The 17273-nt window shown below is 42.3% G+C and carries 12 protein-coding genes; 9 read left to right on the forward strand and 3 right to left on the reverse strand.

Annotated elements, in window-relative coordinates; genetic code table 11:
- Positions 1–146 precede the first annotated feature (146 nt).
- Together DN068_RS02770 and DN068_RS02775 are read left to right on the forward strand one after the other, a co-directional pair.
- Positions 147–1247: an ABC transporter permease gene (locus DN068_RS02770; protein WP_110997355.1), complete on the forward strand. Its 1101-nt coding sequence runs from the start codon at positions 147–149 to the stop codon at positions 1245–1247.
- A 183-nt stretch (positions 1248–1430) separates the two neighbouring features.
- Positions 1431–2861 carry a T9SS type A sorting domain-containing protein gene (locus DN068_RS02775; RefSeq protein WP_110997356.1) on the forward strand — a complete coding sequence of 477 codons (1431 nt, stop codon included), beginning with the start codon at positions 1431–1433 and terminating at the stop codon, positions 2859–2861.
- 196 nt (positions 2862–3057) lie between these two features.
- On the opposite strand, the gene DN068_RS22425 is transcribed toward DN068_RS02775, so the two are convergent.
- Entirely contained in the window at positions 3058–3183 is a 126-nt protein-coding gene (locus DN068_RS22425; protein WP_262508835.1) for a hypothetical protein, read from the reverse strand.
- 208 nt (positions 3184–3391) lie between these two features.
- Between DN068_RS22425 and DN068_RS02780 the strand changes: the two genes are divergently transcribed.
- The 7 genes from DN068_RS02780 to DN068_RS02810 all read left to right on the forward strand — a co-directional run bounded on the left by DN068_RS02780 (position 3392) and on the right by DN068_RS02810 (position 15865).
- Positions 3392–6070, forward strand: coding sequence for a zinc-dependent metalloprotease (locus DN068_RS02780; RefSeq protein WP_110997357.1), 2679 nt, complete (start codon positions 3392–3394; stop codon positions 6068–6070).
- 201 nt (positions 6071–6271) lie between these two features.
- The gene (locus tag DN068_RS02785) at positions 6272–7687 is read left to right on the forward strand and encodes a T9SS type A sorting domain-containing protein (protein ID WP_110997358.1); all 1416 of its coding nucleotides are present in this window, start codon (positions 6272–6274) and stop codon (positions 7685–7687) included.
- Positions 7688–7825: 138 nt separating this feature from the next.
- Positions 7826–9253 (forward strand): T9SS type A sorting domain-containing protein, encoded by a 1428-nt coding sequence (locus DN068_RS02790; protein ID WP_110997359.1) that lies wholly within the window; start codon positions 7826–7828, stop codon positions 9251–9253.
- 283 nt (positions 9254–9536) lie between these two features.
- Positions 9537–10964 (forward strand): T9SS type A sorting domain-containing protein, encoded by a 1428-nt coding sequence (locus DN068_RS02795; RefSeq protein ID WP_165836262.1) that lies wholly within the window; start codon positions 9537–9539, stop codon positions 10962–10964.
- Between the two features lie 236 nt (positions 10965–11200).
- The gene (locus tag DN068_RS02800; RefSeq protein ID WP_110997361.1) at positions 11201–12640 is read left to right on the forward strand and encodes a T9SS type A sorting domain-containing protein; all 1440 of its coding nucleotides are present in this window, start codon (positions 11201–11203) and stop codon (positions 12638–12640) included.
- Between the two features lie 222 nt (positions 12641–12862).
- Complete coding sequence (locus tag DN068_RS02805; RefSeq protein WP_110997362.1) at positions 12863–14272, forward strand: T9SS type A sorting domain-containing protein; 1410 nt, start codon at positions 12863–12865, stop codon at positions 14270–14272.
- A 168-nt stretch (positions 14273–14440) separates the two neighbouring features.
- Positions 14441–15865, forward strand: a complete 1425-nt coding sequence (locus DN068_RS02810; protein ID WP_110997363.1) for a T9SS type A sorting domain-containing protein — start codon at positions 14441–14443, stop codon at positions 15863–15865.
- A gap of 167 nt (positions 15866–16032) precedes the next feature.
- Here DN068_RS02810 and DN068_RS02815 read toward each other — a convergent pair whose 3' ends face one another.
- Together DN068_RS02815 and DN068_RS21930 are read right to left on the reverse strand one after the other, a co-directional pair.
- Positions 16033–16773, reverse strand: coding sequence for a DUF937 domain-containing protein (locus tag DN068_RS02815; protein ID WP_110997364.1), 741 nt, complete (start codon positions 16771–16773; stop codon positions 16033–16035).
- Positions 16774–16839: 66 nt separating this feature from the next.
- Positions 16840–17226 carry a hypothetical protein gene (locus DN068_RS21930; protein WP_123985213.1) on the reverse strand — a complete coding sequence of 129 codons (387 nt, stop codon included), beginning with the start codon at positions 17224–17226 and terminating at the stop codon, positions 16840–16842.
- Positions 17227–17273 lie beyond the last annotated feature (47 nt).

Consider the following 17273-nt stretch of genomic DNA (forward strand, 5'->3'; position numbering starts at 1 on the left):
ACATTGAATGAATCATTTGCTGTCAACCCGTGTCGGCATTTCATATTTGTCACATTTGAATACATTTCCACATTAATTATCGCATTGTCACATTATCGCATCACCGCATTACCGAATTAGTATATTTGCACTCTATTTTTACATAAATGGCCAGTTATAGCAATCTGAGGGCATTGAGAGCAATGGTAAAAGCCAGTCTGCAATCAATTTCCAAAAGTCCTTCGTCCATCGTTTTTGGTGTGGCATTTCCGTTGATTTTCATTTTAGTATTTGGTTTTCTGGGTGGCGGCAAAGGCTTTAGCATTCACGTTGCGGCAGCTCCGGGCAGTGATACGACCAATTCGTATTTCCAGGCTTTACAACATGTGCCGGTACTCAAGTGGAAAAGTGAGCCGGATACTGCAGCTGTTTCCAAAGATCTCCAGGAAGGGAATATTGTGGCCACGATTGATGTCCAAAAACAACCTGAAGGAACGAAGCCTCAGTATAAAGTCGTTTTACAGGCTGCTTCTTCACAGATGGATAAAATTCCGCAACTGCAAAGTATTCTGAAAGAAGTAACGCAGCGCCAGGATCCTGAAATCATGGAGCGTACGGATGCTTTGGCCAAAATTGACACTCATGTGGCGGAAGTCCGTGAGTTTAAAACAATCGATTTCATTTTGCCCGGACAATTAGGTTTTTCCCTGCTGGCCGGTAGTATTTTCGGTACTGCATTTGTGTTTTTTAATATGCGCCAGACATTGGTGCTGAAACGATTTTTCGCTACACCAGTGCGCAGAGAGGTGATTGTACTAAGCGAGGGTATTGCCCGCATGGTATTTCAGCTCATCACTTCTGTTGTGATCATCGGGGTGGGCTACTATGCTTTTGATTATACATTGATTCATGGTTTCTGGACGTTCTTCCAGCTGCTTTGTCTGAGTGCAATCGGCATTATGGTGTTCATGGGTTTTGGTTTTATCATCAGTGGTGTCGCTAAAAGTGAATCCAGCATCCCGCCATTGGCCAACCTGATTACATTACCGCAATTCCTGCTTGCAGGTACATTCTTCTCTATTGATAATTTTCCGAAATGGCTGCAGCCAATCAGTAAGGCGCTCCCGCTTACTTATCTGAATGATGCGATGCGGAAAGTTGCGTTTGAAGGTGTGGGTATCTGGGAAGTAAAATGGGATATTCTGATTCTGCTCGTTTGGGGCGTTGTGGGTTATATGGTAGCCGGCAGGGTGTTTAAATGGGAATAATCTGGCTGAAAGCATAAAGCTCAAAGCTTCTCTGAATATTAAATAAAAGGTCGTACAGCAATGTGCGACCTTTTTTGCTAACGGATAAAATCGACTATTTGTAAGCTCGGTAACAACAAAACAGCTTATTGCGACGTTATGTCTGGACTTGAATCCTGATTTTTTTTCCTAAACATAAAACCAATGAAACTGCTATCGATCCTCCTTTGCGCGGTCAGCGCATCAGCTTTTGCACAGCAAAAGACCAATGATTTTTATTCCAGAGTGACCAGCCAGCTGTCGCCGCAGCTAAAAGAGATTTTAGTAAAACAAATGGCTACACATGGTCTGAACAAAACAACCCTTGACAAGCAAAGATTGGTCGCCTACAGCCTTCGGGATTTTCAGAATAACGTCGCCAACGACAGTATGTATTTCGGTTATTCGGGTAATCGTGGTTCTTCCTTTGCTAACTGTATGGAAAATATGGAGGGACGTAACGGCAGGTATTCGAAGCCGGACACATTATGGTCTTTTTTCGGTGGTGGGTTGTCATTTGACGCACGCTATACTTATGACAGCCATGATAGTCTGCTGAGTGTCTATTATGTTGGGATACATAGCCGAGTGGTGTATACGAGAGATAACGCTGGTAATGCCATTATTACAGAGGCTTTTGATTCCACGGGCAATCAAATAACCCACACGGCGACATACAGTGCTTACGATAACCAGAACCGTAAAATTCTCGATAGCACGGATCAGTCTAACAAAACAAACTACGCTTACGGTCAGGGCGTTGACTCGTCCATCCACTACACCTGGGCTACTGCTACAGCCGCCTGGGAGCAGGCTTACATGGCTCTGGATATTTATAATAACGCAGGAACACCTACCGTTCATTATCAATTTAGTCCGGCCGGGTCCAATGCCTGGGATTCCGCTTTCCGCGTCAGCTATACCTATAATGCCAACGGCTTTCTTACCTTGGCACTTACCAGCATCTATGATGACTTAAACAATAGCTGGAGAGATGTCAATAAAGAGATTTTTGATTATACCGGTAACCATCCTTTTTATAGTTATTACGAAACGCTCGAGAATACACCGTCTGGCTGGGTAGGGGATAATAAATTTGCCTGTCAGACAAACAATGCCGGGAATTGGGATGTTTTTTATGGCTTTGCCTGGAATAATACTACCAACGTATGGGACACTTCACGCCGGATAAATTTTACTTACAACAATCTTGATTTGATTTCCACTTTGGAGACCTATCGTTACGATAATACAATCGGTTCGTTTGAAGCAAATCCGTTTCAGTTGGAAACCTACTATTATAAAACGTATATCGTTCCTAACGCTGTAGACGTTATTCATGCAGTAGCTGCGGAAATCTCGGCCTATCCGAATCCTGTTTCGGGTAATTTGCACATCGGTGGGAATATCGGGAATCAGGATGTTTCAATGCAAATTATAAGTATCACCGGTGTCCGTTTATTCAATGCTAGTGGAAATTGGCAGTCGATGAATAAAGACATAGACATGAGTGGATTTGCGAACGGTGTGTATTATTTGCTCATCAAGGATGGTAACGGAAATAAAATAGCTGCGAAGCAGATTATTAAAGCATAAAACCCAGGCTTAAAGCCGAACGCCTAAAGCTCGAAGCTTCTCCTGATATCAAATTAAAGGTCGTGCAGCAATGTGCGGCCTTTTTTGTGGATTAGATATTTTGTTTAATGGCCGCTCTATTCAGTTTTCGGCGTTAGGTTTTCAGCTTTGAGCCTTTCAATTTAAATATCGGTAAAAGCCGATCGGGCAGCGGGTTCTACATTTTTTGCAATCCTTCGTTGGCGGGTAGCATATCTGGGGAAAAATGTCTACGGCCAAAATTCGCCACAGCAAAGGTTTTGAGCGGGCCGATAATTTTTTTATATATGAATGCTTGTTCCATATTTTAAAATTTTTTAAAGTTGGATGTTGCAGCTGACAGGAATACCCATATTTTAGAATTTTTATATTTAGTCTGAAATCCGTTAATGATGCGGATTTGGGCAATACTTTCTCCTGCGTGAAAAAAATAGTACAGAATTTGTAGTACAAACCCTGGGAGTTAAAACCTGCTATTTAACCATCTTATTCATTTTTCAAATTTTTCGTTGATGCGCATAAAATGCTATCTAATTGCATTGCTGGGCGCCGTGTGTTCATTGGGACTGACGCGCGCTAAAGCCGGAGACAATGTGAATGTACTTTCTGCAAAAGTTCATTACGCTGAAGCTCACGATACTTATTTCCAAAACATTTCTTTATTCAAGGCGGACAATAGTTCCATTCCGTCTATTACAAAAGAGGCGACGATGTTGCGGCCAGATCAGGCAGCCATCAGTCAATTGTACGCTACTAAGCCGCAGGCAGTAAAGCTGAGTCTGACCGATAGTGCAGGAAAGACTTATGTGCTTTCATTACTGCGTTCCAATCCGTTTGCCGAAGATGTAAACGCAGGATTTATTGATAAAAACGGCCGGCACGCAATTGGCAGTTTCGACCAGGGATTACATTACCAGGGCGCTATAGAGGGCGTTGAAAAATCACTGGCTACTTTAAGCGTTGGTGGTAATGGTGAGGTGATGATTCTTTTTGCGAATGATGAAGGAAACTTTATCGTAGGTAAAATGGAAGACAGCAGCGGCCGTTATATTTTCTACAATGATCGGAAGATGACGATGCAGCATCCGGGTACCCCTTGTGCTACGCGTGATGATGTGACCACACCCGGCGGCGATACAAAAGGATTGGAGCGCACCACTGCCATTACAATCTGTAAAAAAGTGCAGCTGTACTGGGAAGTGGCCAACAATCTCTGCACGTACAAAGGTGGATTGGCTAATACGCAAACTTATATAGCCGGCCTTTTTAATCAGGTGCAGGCTTTGTATGCGAATGAAAATATTGCGGTAGAACTTAAGTCATTTTATGTCTGGACAACGGCAGACGATTATCCAACGACTACAGGTTCCTCTGCGGCACTGTATATGTTTCAGGCATACTGGAACAGCCAGAACAATGGTTTCGATGGTAACCTGGCCCATTTGATTGAGCGCGATAATCAGGGTAATGGCGGTGTGGCTTATGTAAATGTTTTGTGTAATCGGAACAATGCCTATGGCTATTCGGACGTGCATGGCAGCTATTCCGCGGTACCTACTTTTTCCTGGGATGTAGAATGTATCACGCATGAAACCGGGCATAATTTTGGCTCTCATCATACACACTGGTGCGGCTGGAATACAGGACCAAACAATACCTGCGGTGCCATTGATGATTGCTGGACGCCTGAATCTACTAATACTTGTTCTACTTGTCCGACGACATATACAACAGTGAATTCAAACTGGGCCGGAACAATTATGAGCTATTGTCACCTGGCCAATAATGGCATTGATCTGGCGAACGGCTTTGGTCCGCTGCCGGGTGCGGTTATTCGTAATAGTGCCACTAACGGCAGTTGCCTTTCATCGATCATCAGTGGTACACTTACTGCCACACCGATCTGTAACAATAATGGCGGCGTAACGCTGGCATTGGCCGCAAATAATTTTGCGGTAGCACCGTATACTTATACCTGGTCGAATGGTGCGACAACACAGAATCTCACTAATATTTCCACGCCGGGTACATTTTCTGTTTCGGTAAAAGATGCCAACAACTGTACCAGCACCATCAGCGGCGCAACCGTTGCACAAGGCGTAACGCCGGGTAATGGCATCACGCCGGTTGAAAACATGCCGATCTGTTGTATGAATCCGTCTTATACATTGACGATTGCTGCGAATGCGCCGCAAAATATTTCTTCTTGTCAAACGGTATCATGGTTGCGCACAGCTGCACCTATTACCAGTATCAGCGCGGCACAGGCAGCCTTTAACAGTGCTGCGGCAACCGATATTTTCACCGCCACTAATGCAAGTAGCATCAATGCAACAACAGGTGCCACACTGACTGTTATGGCTCCTGCAAACTGTACAGGAACTACTACCGATTATTATACACCATTTGTAAGCAGAAATACAAAGCCAGTCAATAACATTACGCAGACTGCCGGTACAGCAGGTGCTTTTTCTATCGGCAGTACACAGTTAGGCAGCTATGCATCATTAACCGATCAAAGTTCCAGTGCTACTTCTTGTGATCTGCTTGATACACCATCGGTGCGAACATTGAGCGTAACCGTAACTGGCTATACAGGTCGTGCTAATCATATGTACTTAACAGTGCTGAGCAGTACCAACACTATATTGTACGAAGTAACAGGTCTCGCTGGTAATGGTACTTACACCGTACCGTTATCAAACATCAAAGGTTCACCGTTGCAGGCAATGACCGTACGCGTGTTTGATTACAATTGTGTTTATTCAACCGGCTGCACTGCATCTACCGCTTCATTGAGCGCTACGCGTACCGTAACATATGCTGCAGTGACTGCACCGAAGTTTGAAAATGTATGTTCTGCGGGTAGCTCTATTATGGTGAGTTTCTCACCGAATGGTTGCACTTCTACTGGTATAAATGGTGCCAATGCAGCTGTGACGGGTACTATGAGTTTATTTCCGAATCCCGGACATACAACAATGACATTTAAATTTCAGGCAGCAAAAGCGGGCAACGGTTCTGTGAAGATTGTGGATATGGTAGGTAAAACTGTGTATAAAGACAATGTTGTTTTCTCCGCCGGCACCAACGAAAAACAATTGGATGTGAGCAGTTGGGCGAAAGGAATTTACTTCCTCAGCTTCGATGCTGAAAACACCGTAGGTACTTTGAAGATGGTTGTTGAATAGTGTTTGTAGAAGCGGGACAATACCGCTCCGAAGTAATCAGAATGATAAATTAAAAGCCGCGCAGCATCAGCTGTGCGGCTTTTTGTTTTGGACAATTGTCATTTGTTTACAGGTAATTGTCATTTGGCTTTGAGCGTTCCGCTTTTTATATATCTTCGTTTTGAACCTTATAGCATTTCCAATACCTAAAAAATAAACTCAATGAAGTTTCTATCAATCCTCCTTTGCGCAATGAGCGCAACAGCTTTTGCGCAACAGCAAAACAACAGCTCTCCCTATTCTAAAATGGTCAGCCATCTGAGCCCACAGCTTCAGCAGATTCTGGCGAAACAAATGGAGGCTCCACATGGACTAAACAAGACAACAACAGACAAGCAACGCCTCGTAGGGTATAGCATTAATGATTTTCGGAATGGTTATAAAGACAGCACTTATTTAGCGTATTCAGGTTATCGTGGTTCTTCGTTTGCTAACTGTCAGGAAAACTGGCGTGGCTGGGATGGAACGTATTCCAAACCTGACCAGGTATTGGAAATCAGAAACGGCATATTGATTTCTGATACGCGAAACACATATGACAACAACGATAGTCTGGCGGGTTTTTCATTGAGCGGTTACCTTCATAACCATTGGGATTATACGAGAGATAATGCAGGTAATATTATTGTTACGGATTTCTACGACACTGTGGGCACTCAAGTAAACCATTCATCGGAATACTTCACCTACGACAACCAGAACCGTATCACTTTAGATAGTTCATTTCAGGGAAGTAAAACCAATTACGGTTACGGTCAGAATGTTGATTCCTTGATTGGGTACACATGGAATAATGGATCATCATCCTGGATAGCTCAAACTAAAAAGATAAATATTTACAGTGGTGCTGGTTTGCTGACGCTGCATTATCAGTTTTCGACAGCGCCCGGATCTAATGTGTTGGATTCATATTCCAGAACCAACTACACCTACAATAGCAATGGGTTTGTGATATTGGAAAATACTCAGCTCTACGACGCAACGAGTGGTACGTGGGGAAACGACCAAAATGAGGCGCTTGGCTACAATGGTAACAACCCATTATTAACTTATGTTGAATTAGATCACAGCTACAAATTTATTGGCACATTGAATAGCGCCGGCAACTATGATACTATCTACAACTTTCAATGGAATAACTCTTCTGGTGGTTGGGATCAAAACAACAAGGTGAGGTTTATTTACAATAGTTTTGATTATATCACAGCGGCGGACCTATATGAAATCGATACCGCTACTGGTGCCATAAGCACAACTGTCACCGGGCGCCAGAATTATTATTACCAAACCTACAATGTTCCCGATGCTGTAACAACTGTCAATGCTGTATTTACTGAGATTACAACTTATCCGAATCCCGTTTCCGGTAAATTGCACGTTGATGGAAACATCGGTAGCAAAAATGTTTCAATGCAAATCATCAGCATTACCGGTGCACGATTATTCAATACTTCCGGCAACTGGCAGTCGATGAATAAAGACATTGACATGAGTTCATTTGCGAATGGTGTTTATTATTTGCTGATCACAGATAACAACGGTAACAAAATTGCTGCGAAGCAGATTGTGAAAAACTAGGTGGCTAAAGGAGAAGCCAGTTCGTAAAAAATAAACAAAGGCTGTGCAGTATTACACGGCCTTGTTCTTTTAACTCACGCTGGGAAGCTTTAGGCTCTCTGATTTTATTATACTTTTGTCCTACATAAAAAATAATTAATGAAACCTATTTTATCGATTTTGCTAAGTGCGCTTAGTTTGTCGGCATTTGCACAGCATGTAGATTTAATCCAGGCAACGCCGCAACGTGTAAAAGCTATTATCGAAAAACAAATGTCAACCCATGCTGTAAATAAAACCACGGGGACGGCAGAACGATTGATTGGCTATAGTAGTCGTTCGTTTCCGGGAAATACATTAATTGACACGATGCATGCAGCTTATTCAAACGGGCGCGGTGTATCTTATCCGAGTTGTCGGGAAAATATGTATGGATATAGATTTTTTGGACAACCGGATACAATATGGGAAAACTATGTTGCTGCTAATAGCTATGTCAATGATCTGATATATTTATATGACAGTCATGATTACGTATTGAGTAAGATTGATAAAATTAAGGGTAGAAAGGATGAATACATTTTGGATGCAGCTGGCAATGCTGTGCAGACCAAATCTTATAAATTGGATACAATAAATGGAACTTTAACCTATGATTATACGAATTACTCTTCCTATGACAATCAGAATAGAGATGTCTATGATAGTTCATGGCATGGCTCAAAACTTGTGTCTGTTTATGGTTCAAATGGGATAGACTCTACGACCTCTTACTCGTGGGATACAACCGGAGGAGTCTGGAAGCCTTTAATGAAAGTTGTGTATGGCTATAATGCCTTAGGACGAGTAACGTTGACACGAGGGTTTTCCTGGAACGTTGGTGACAGTGCATGGTTTTACTTTTTAAAAGACACGGGTATCTACAATAACAACGGATGGTTAATTTCTTATGTTGGCATGACTAATTCAGGAAGCACTGTTTGGGATAGTAGTTATAAGTTCATCTATAATTATGCGGGTAATGGCCCGTTGTATAATTACGTGGAATCCTATACAAAGTTCCTTAATCATTGGGCAGGTGTGCAAAAGGATTCATTTTCTCTAAATAGCGCAGGAAATTGGGATTATTTCATCGATTGGCAGTGGGATTACAATGCATTGACGTGGGGTAGTGCATCAAAGCATCAATTGGTCTATAACTCTTTTGATCTTGTTGACAAGCTGGATATTTATAACTTCAATTCAACTACTAATCAGTTTGAAATAAGTCCTTCCAATACGGCACATTACTACTACGAAGAATACAATCCAACCGCTGTAACCACCATCTACACGGCATCTCCCGAAATAACTGCATCTCCAAATCCCGTTTCCGGTAAATTGCACGTTGATGGAAACATCGGTAGCAAAAATGTTTCAATGCAAATCATCAGCATTACCGGTGCACGATTATTCAATACTTCCGGCAACTGGCAGTCGATGAATAAAGACATTGACATGAGTTCATTTGCGAATGGTGTTTATTATTTGCTGATCACAGATAACAACGGTAACAAAATTGCTGCGAAGCAGATCGTGAAAAACTAGGTGGCTGTAGAGAGGTAGTATGCTACGTCTCTACGAATTGCAATAATGATCAGACAGTTTTAAGTCGTCTGATGTTTCCGAATGCATATTTAAAGGTCGTACAGTTGCTGTGCGGCCTTTTCATTTATAATAAAACGAATGATTTTACGTTTTTAGGTTTCAGCTTTAGACGTTATGCTTTTAGCTTAATCTTAAGTTTTACATTTTCAGCTTTGTAATGAATTTGAATACCTTCGCCCGACCTTATAGCAGCGTTTTCTTTTTTTACCTAAATAAAAACTCAATGAAGTTTCTATCGATCCTCCTTTGCGCAACGAGCGCAACCGCTTTTGCACAGCAGCAAAACAACAATCCCCTTTACACGAAAATGACCGGCCACATGAAGCCGCAGGTCAAAGAGATTCTGGCAAAACAACTGGCAGCACAACATGGCCTGAACAAAACAACTGTCAATAAACAGCGGCTTGTTGGTTTTAGTGCACAGAATCTAATGACTGGCGATGTGGACAGTACTTATCTGGGCTACTCCGGTCTTCGTGGTTCATCGTTTGCCAATTGTCTGGACAATATGAACGGATACGACGGCAGCTATTCGAAAGCGGATACTGTTTGGCGGTTTACATCGGGCGCATTGCATTCAGACATGAGATACACTTATGACAGCCACGATAGCGTGTTGACTATCTATGATGCGATGGCCCCATTTAGCATGGTCTATACGTTGGACAACGCCGATAATGCTATTGTTACTGACATCTATGATACATCGGGAGGACAGCCGACACACATGGTGACCTATAGTCAATACGACAATCAAAAGCGCAAGACTTACGACAGCACGGACGGGCTTACTAAAACAATGTACGGTTACGCCCCAGGTGTTGATTCCGCCCTCTCCTATTATTGGGATGGCACGCAGTCAGTCTGGATTCCTACCAGTAAAATCGTTCATACTTATAATAGCGCCAATCTGATGACCGGCGAGTATTCATATCAAGCTGGTGCCAACAGCTGGGACCCTGCTTACAGAACTACTTATACGTATAACAACAGCGGTTTTTTAGCAACAACACTTTCGGAGACTTTTGATGCAAACATTGGCTGGGCTAATGATTATAAAGAAGCTTTTGGTTATACTGGCAGCAATGCGTTGTACAATACTTACGAAGCTTATTATACGGATCAGAATGGTAGCTGGATAGGCGACACAAAATTTGACTGTACGATCAACAGTGCGGGTAATTGGGGTGCCTTTCATTCATTCGAGTGGGGTAATGCTAATAGTTTTGATTCATCTGCAAGAATCGACTTTACCTACAATAACTTCAATTATATAACCGAAATGGATTTTTACTATTACGATTATACTACCGGTGCTTACGATCCGACTGTATTGGAGCGCGATAATTATTATTACCAGACCTACAACGTGCCCGATGCTGTAACGACTGTTCACACTGCGGTTGCCGACATTACAACTTATCCAAATCCAGTTTCCGGCAAGCTTCATATTGGTGGAAATATCGGTAGCAAAAATGTTTCAATGCAAATCATCAGTATAACTGGTGCACGATTATTCAATACATCCGGCAACTGGCAATCGATGAATAAAGACATTGACATGAGTTCATTTGCGAATGGTGTTTATTATTTAGTGATCGCAGACGAAAACGGCAATAAGATTGCTGCGAAGCAGATTGTGAAAAACTGATGGAGCGTAGAGACGTAGCATGCTACGTCTCTACAAAATACAATAACGGTCGTACGGCTTAGCGTCGTCTGACCATTTTGCAAATAATATGGAAAGGTTGTGCAAAATGCGCAACCTTTTTTTGTTTGGTAACTCGTAGCAGCTTTAAGCTTTAGGCTTTGAGCTTTAAGCTTTCGGTGTTGAGCGTTAAGCTTTCAGCTAATAATTATATTTTTGCCTTACCTAATAAAATAGAAATGATGAAACCTATACTATCAATTTTGCTCACTACTTTGAGCATATCCGCATTTGCGCAGCGCTTTGATCCTTCAGAAACAATGTCGCCACTGGTAAGGGCAATTATTCAGAAGCAGATTTCGACCCACAGCAACGGCCTGACTGGTGGCCTGAACAAAACAACCACCGATAAACAACGTCTTATCGGTTACAGCAGCCGTAACATGCAAAATGGAGTGATTGACGATACTTCATCGTTAACTTATTCCGGATTCCGCGGTTCTTCTTTTGCCAATTGTAATGAAAATGCGAGTGGAGATCGTGGCGCCTATTCGAAACCCGATATCGTCAACACGGTTGCTACTTTTGGTACAAATCTGATGTTGTGCACGTATGACGGGAAAGACAGCTTGTCGACTGAATATGACAGCCTGGGGCACCGTCTGAATGTTTATACGCGAAATAATGTCGGTGATCCCATCGTACTGGATTATTATGATACACTCAATAATAACCCGCCGAGACACCTTACCACCTACAGCAATTTTGACAACCAGCACCGGAGGCTCTACGATAGTAGCTGGCAGTATATGAAAACGGTGTCTGTCTACGGTCAGGGCGTAGATTCTTTCATGTATTATGTCTGGGATAATACATCGGGACAATGGAAGACTGCTTACAAAACGGTTGCGGTATATAATAATGCGGGACTCCCAACCAATTATTATAGTTATAACGGAAATGCTTCGAATGGCTGGAATCAGAGTGGCAGAGTCACCTGTACGTATAACAGTAATGGCTTTCTGACATCTGCCATTAGCGAATCGCTGAACAACAGCACTCAGGTTTGGCAATATACTATTAAGCAAGTTTATGATTATACTGGTAATCATCCGCTTTACAGCAAATACGAATTCTATAACAGCTACAGTCAAGCCGGAGGATGGCAAGGATACACTAAAAATGATTGCGTAGGCAATAGTGTTGGTAACTGGGATACTGTCTATACATCTAGCTGGGATACCGTCTCCCATAATTTCGGCCAACCTAATAAAAGAGTCGACTATACCTACAATAGTTTCAATCTGGTTACTCAAATGGATACTCGCTCTTACAATCAGGCTTCCGGTCAGTTTAGTCCCACTAAAACCGAGCGGTTTTATTATGAAGCTTATACCGTTCCCGATGCTGTAACCACTATCCACACTATATCTCCAGAAATTACCGCTTACCCGAATCCTGTTTCCGGTAAACTGCATGTTGATGGAAACATCGGTAGCAAAAATGTTTCGGTTCAAATGATCAGCATCACTGGTGCGCGTCTATTCAACGCAACGGGCAACTGGCAGTCGATGAATAAAGACATTGACATGAGTTCATTTGCTAGTGGTGTTTACTATTTAGTGATCGCAAACGAAAATGGAGATAAGATTGCTGCAAAGCAGATTGTGAAAAACTGATTGAGCGTAGAGACGTAGCATGCTACGTCTCTACAAAATACAATAATGGTCGGACGGCTTAGCATCGTCTGACCATGTTACAAATAAACTGAAAGGTCGTGTAACTATTTGTTGCACGGCCTTTGTTCTTTTAACGCGTGCTGGGAAAGCTTTAAGCCTATAGCTTCTGCTTTTGGGCTTTCAGTCAATAATTATATTTTTGTTCTACCTAAAAAATAATTAATGAGACCTATTCTATCGATATTGCTAAGTGCGCTTAGTCTGTCAGTATTTGCACAACGCGCAGATCTTCTCCAGGCGATGCCTCCACGTTTAAAAACGGCTTTCGCAAAACAAATGGCACCTCGCGACGTGTACAAAACAACCGGCGCGACTCAGAGATTAATTGGATATAGTTATTACACTGGAAACACGCAGACCGATACGATGCATGCGAAATTTTCAGGTGGGAGAGGAGATGCGTTCAGTAATTGCAGCGATAATCTAATGGCCTCCTGGGGCGGATTTGCTCAGCCAGATTCAATTTGGGTAGATGATTTGAATTTAAGGATAGTAGATCAAGTGTATCTTTACGATGCGCAAAACCATGCAACGGTATATACAGACTACAGGTCTCAATCTCGCCAAGAGATGACATATGACAATTCGGGGAATAATACGATTACGAAGTTTTATGATACAGTCGGCAGTGGCAACGGAACGCTGATCTATAAACACTCACAGTATTGCTTTTATGATAATCAAAATCGGAAGACATATGACAGCATTCCCAATCAGCAAAAATCGATCTATATTTATGGATCAAACGGCTACGACTCCATAATATATTATAATTGGCATGTTGCAGCGGCTATTTGGTCAAAGATTGAAATGGAAGCTTCGGTTTATAATAGTCTGGGGCAAAAGATTTTCTATTCTCTAGGAAATTATGACACAGCCGCCCACGCATGGCGCTTGTATATTCGAGACTCTTTTATATACAATAGCAATGGTTTTGTTGCAGAGGAGATAGATCAGACTAATTACACTGGTACCTGGACTACAAGAAAATTTGTTACCGGTTATTCTGGAAATAATCCTTTACCCATTTTAGAAACAGAATATGTTGGTGATAGTCTTGTACCAGACATCCAGGATTTTTATAGCTTAAATAGTGCTGGAAATTGGCAGTCAAGAGTTTCTCAACACTGGAATCCGACGACGAGCAGCTGGAGTAATGATGATAGTCTGGATATCGTGTATAATACTTCTGAATTTATTTCAATGACAAACGATTTTTATTACGACTCAACCGGCAATCGGTTTAACACAAGTCCCTCCGTTACGCAACATTACTACTACGAAGATTACACCCCAACCGCTGTAACCACCATCCACACTACATCTTCCGAAATCATCGCATATCCGAATCCTGTTTCCGGTAAACTGCATGTTGATGGAAACATCGGTAGCAAAAATGTTTCGGTTCAAATGATCAGCATCACCGGTGCGCGTCTATTCAACGCATCGGGCAACTGGCAGTCGATGAATAAAGACATTGACATGAGTTCATTTGCTAATGGCGTTTACTATTTGTTGATCACAGATAACAACGGTAACAAAATTGCTGCGAAGCAGATTGTGAAAAACTGATTTGCGCCGAACGTTTAAAGCATAACGCTTAAAGCTTGCCGGTAATTAAGTAGAAAGGTTGTGCAAAATGCACAACCTTTTTTTGTTTGGTAACTCATAGCAGCCTTAAGCTTTAGGCTTTGAGCGTTGAGCTAATAATTATACTTTTGCCCCACCTAAAAAATAATAATGAAAACAATTCTATCAATCCTGCTCGGAGTAACGAGCCTATCTGCGTTAGCACAACATAATAATCCTTTCGACGCAATGCCGGCACACCTAAAGGCGATTTTTGAAAAGCAAATGTCTAAACAGGTGGTTTACAAAACAACAGGATCTGCACAGCGACTCGTCGGTTACAGCAAATACTCTTTTCCGGGAAATACGATGACTGATACAATGCATGCATCTTTTTCTGGTGGAAGAGGGGATGCCTTCAGAGATTTTATTGATAATCTTTATGCAAGTGGTGGTAGCAACAACAGCCAGCCAGATGCTGTATGGGAAACTATTTTGCCTTCTAACTTTAAGACTATTGATCGCGAATACCTTTACGATAACCAAAATCACGCGGTCAAAACGATTGATCATAAAAATCAGTACAACCTTGTTCAGACCTATGATAATGCAGGCGACGCCATTCTTACGAAGTGGTATGATACGGCAATGACTTATCGATTTTCGGAGTACACTACTTATGATAATCAACACCGGAAAGTATATGATAGTGTTTGGCATAGCGGTATACAACGGTATGTCTACGGTGCAAACGGTGCTGATTCTGGCATTATTCTTACCTGGAACAATACTGCTGGTGCCTTCCGGCCGTTTCTTATGGATGTAGAGCTCACTAATACCTCCGGGCAGCTTGCATTTCACTATCAGTATTTAGGAGATACAATTACAAACTCATGGCAGGTGCCAACGTCGCGTGATTCTCTTGTCTGCAACAGTTACGGGTTTATTACGAAATCGTTTAGTCAAAACTATTACAACGGTCAATGGAATAACACAGGTGTCAACGTTTCTGATTATTCTGGAAGCAGTTCCATACCGAACTATCTCGGGTATTTTTCAATTCAGAATAACGTGCTTGTAGGGCAATATCAGACTTTCTTCACTTTAAACGGTGTTGGCAACTGGACCGGTGAAGTTCGTCAGAATTGGAACACAGCCACGAATAGTTGGTGGACTTCTGATAGTATCAATATTAATTACAACACAAACGATCTGGTTGCTCTCGTTAATACTTTTAGATACGACACATCAACCCATCAATACCAGGCAGCGCCGTCCGCTGTTGAAACTTACTACTATGAAGAGTACGATCCGCAGGAAACCGCTGTAACCACTATTCAAACTACATCTCCAGGAATCACTGCTTACCCGAATCCTGTTTCAGGTAAACTGCATGTTGATGGAAACATCGGTAGCAAAAATGTGTCAATGCAAATCATCGGTATCACCGGTGTTCGTCTATTCAATGCATCGGGCAACTGGCAATCGATGAATAAAGACATTGACATGAGTTCATTTGCTAATGGCGTTTACTATTTGTTGATCACAGATAACAACGGTAACAAAATTGCTGCGAAGCAGATTGTGAAAAACTGATGGAGCATAGAGACGTAGCATGCTACGTCTCTACAAAATACAATAACGGTCGGACGACTTAGCGTCGTCTGACCATTTTGCAAATAATATGGAAAGGTTGTGCATTTTGCACAACCTTTTTTTGTTTGGTAACTCATAGCAGCCTTAAGCTTTAGGCTTTGAGCCTGCTAAGGTTCCTGAGATTTCGGAACAGGCACAGTTTGCTGTGTGCTGCGCTGATTGCAACTTTTTGTAAAGTACCAGATGAATGTAATAATGATCAGCAGGAAAACCATTGGTACGACCCAACCGGTGCTTTTTCTTGCGGTATGGTGGCGTACTGAATTATTATAAACTACCGGGCTGGGAGCTGTATCCTGTGTTTCTGCGCTCATTGCGGTAGTGTCTCGAATGCCCAGCCCACCAACCAGATTAAATCCCGCAGGAACGGTCGCGAGCAAATCTTCTTTCTGTGTTTGAATCATATGGCCAAGATCCGCTGCAGACAATCCGTACTCGCGAATATGCAAACCGAGGATGCTTAGTGTTGTGATACCTGCAATGGTCAGCAGGGAAACAGCAGATGATTGCTGGATATTCGCGAAGCTGGAAAGCGCCTTAGCGATGCCAGCAAGCTTATCTCCAAAAAGACCCGTATCGAGTTCTGAAATACCGGGCAAATCACCGCCGGTAAGCAGGGTAGCCGGATTAGTTGCCGCGCCGCTGTCTGCCGCTTCTTTAGCCATATTATACACATCCATGCCACCTGCAACATTATCTGTTTTTTGGACGAGCCGGGTAAAAGCAGCGGATAAGGCTCCAGGCAGCGCCTGTTGAATACTGGCATCAGATTCCTCTAAAGCACCAGCGGCTTTCATAACGAAATCATCGCCAAAAGCATTTTTTACCTGTTCGAAAAGCGTAGTCATGGCGTTGGATTTTGATTTATGTTAAAAAAACACATAAATAATGCCAGCATCCAACTTAGAGACTGCTTAGGGTCCTGTCCATTTTGCCGGATGTTGCCTTTCTCTCGTAAGAACAAGTAAACTATTTGCATAAGGCCGTGTACTACTTATGTAGTGGATTGTACTACTAGCATAATGGATTGCACTACTTGCGTAAGGAAGTGCACTACTTGCATAATGGATTGTACTACTTGCGTAATGGAGTGCACTACTTGCGTATGTGAGTGCACTACTAGCATAATGGATTGTACTACTTGCGTAATGGAGTGCACTACTCGCGTATGTGAGTGTACTACTTGCATAAGTGATTGTACTACTTGCGTAAGGAAGTGCACTACTTGCATAAAGCAGTGCACTATTTGCGTAAACGAATGCACTACTTGCGTACGTGCATGTCTTATATAAGATAGCCAAAGCACTGCTTAAGGAACATAAAAAAAGAGACTGCTTTTAAGACAGTC

The sequence above is a fragment of the Taibaiella soli genome (assembly GCF_003236175.1).
Classification (GTDB): Bacteria; Bacteroidota; Bacteroidia; order Chitinophagales; family Chitinophagaceae; genus QKTW01.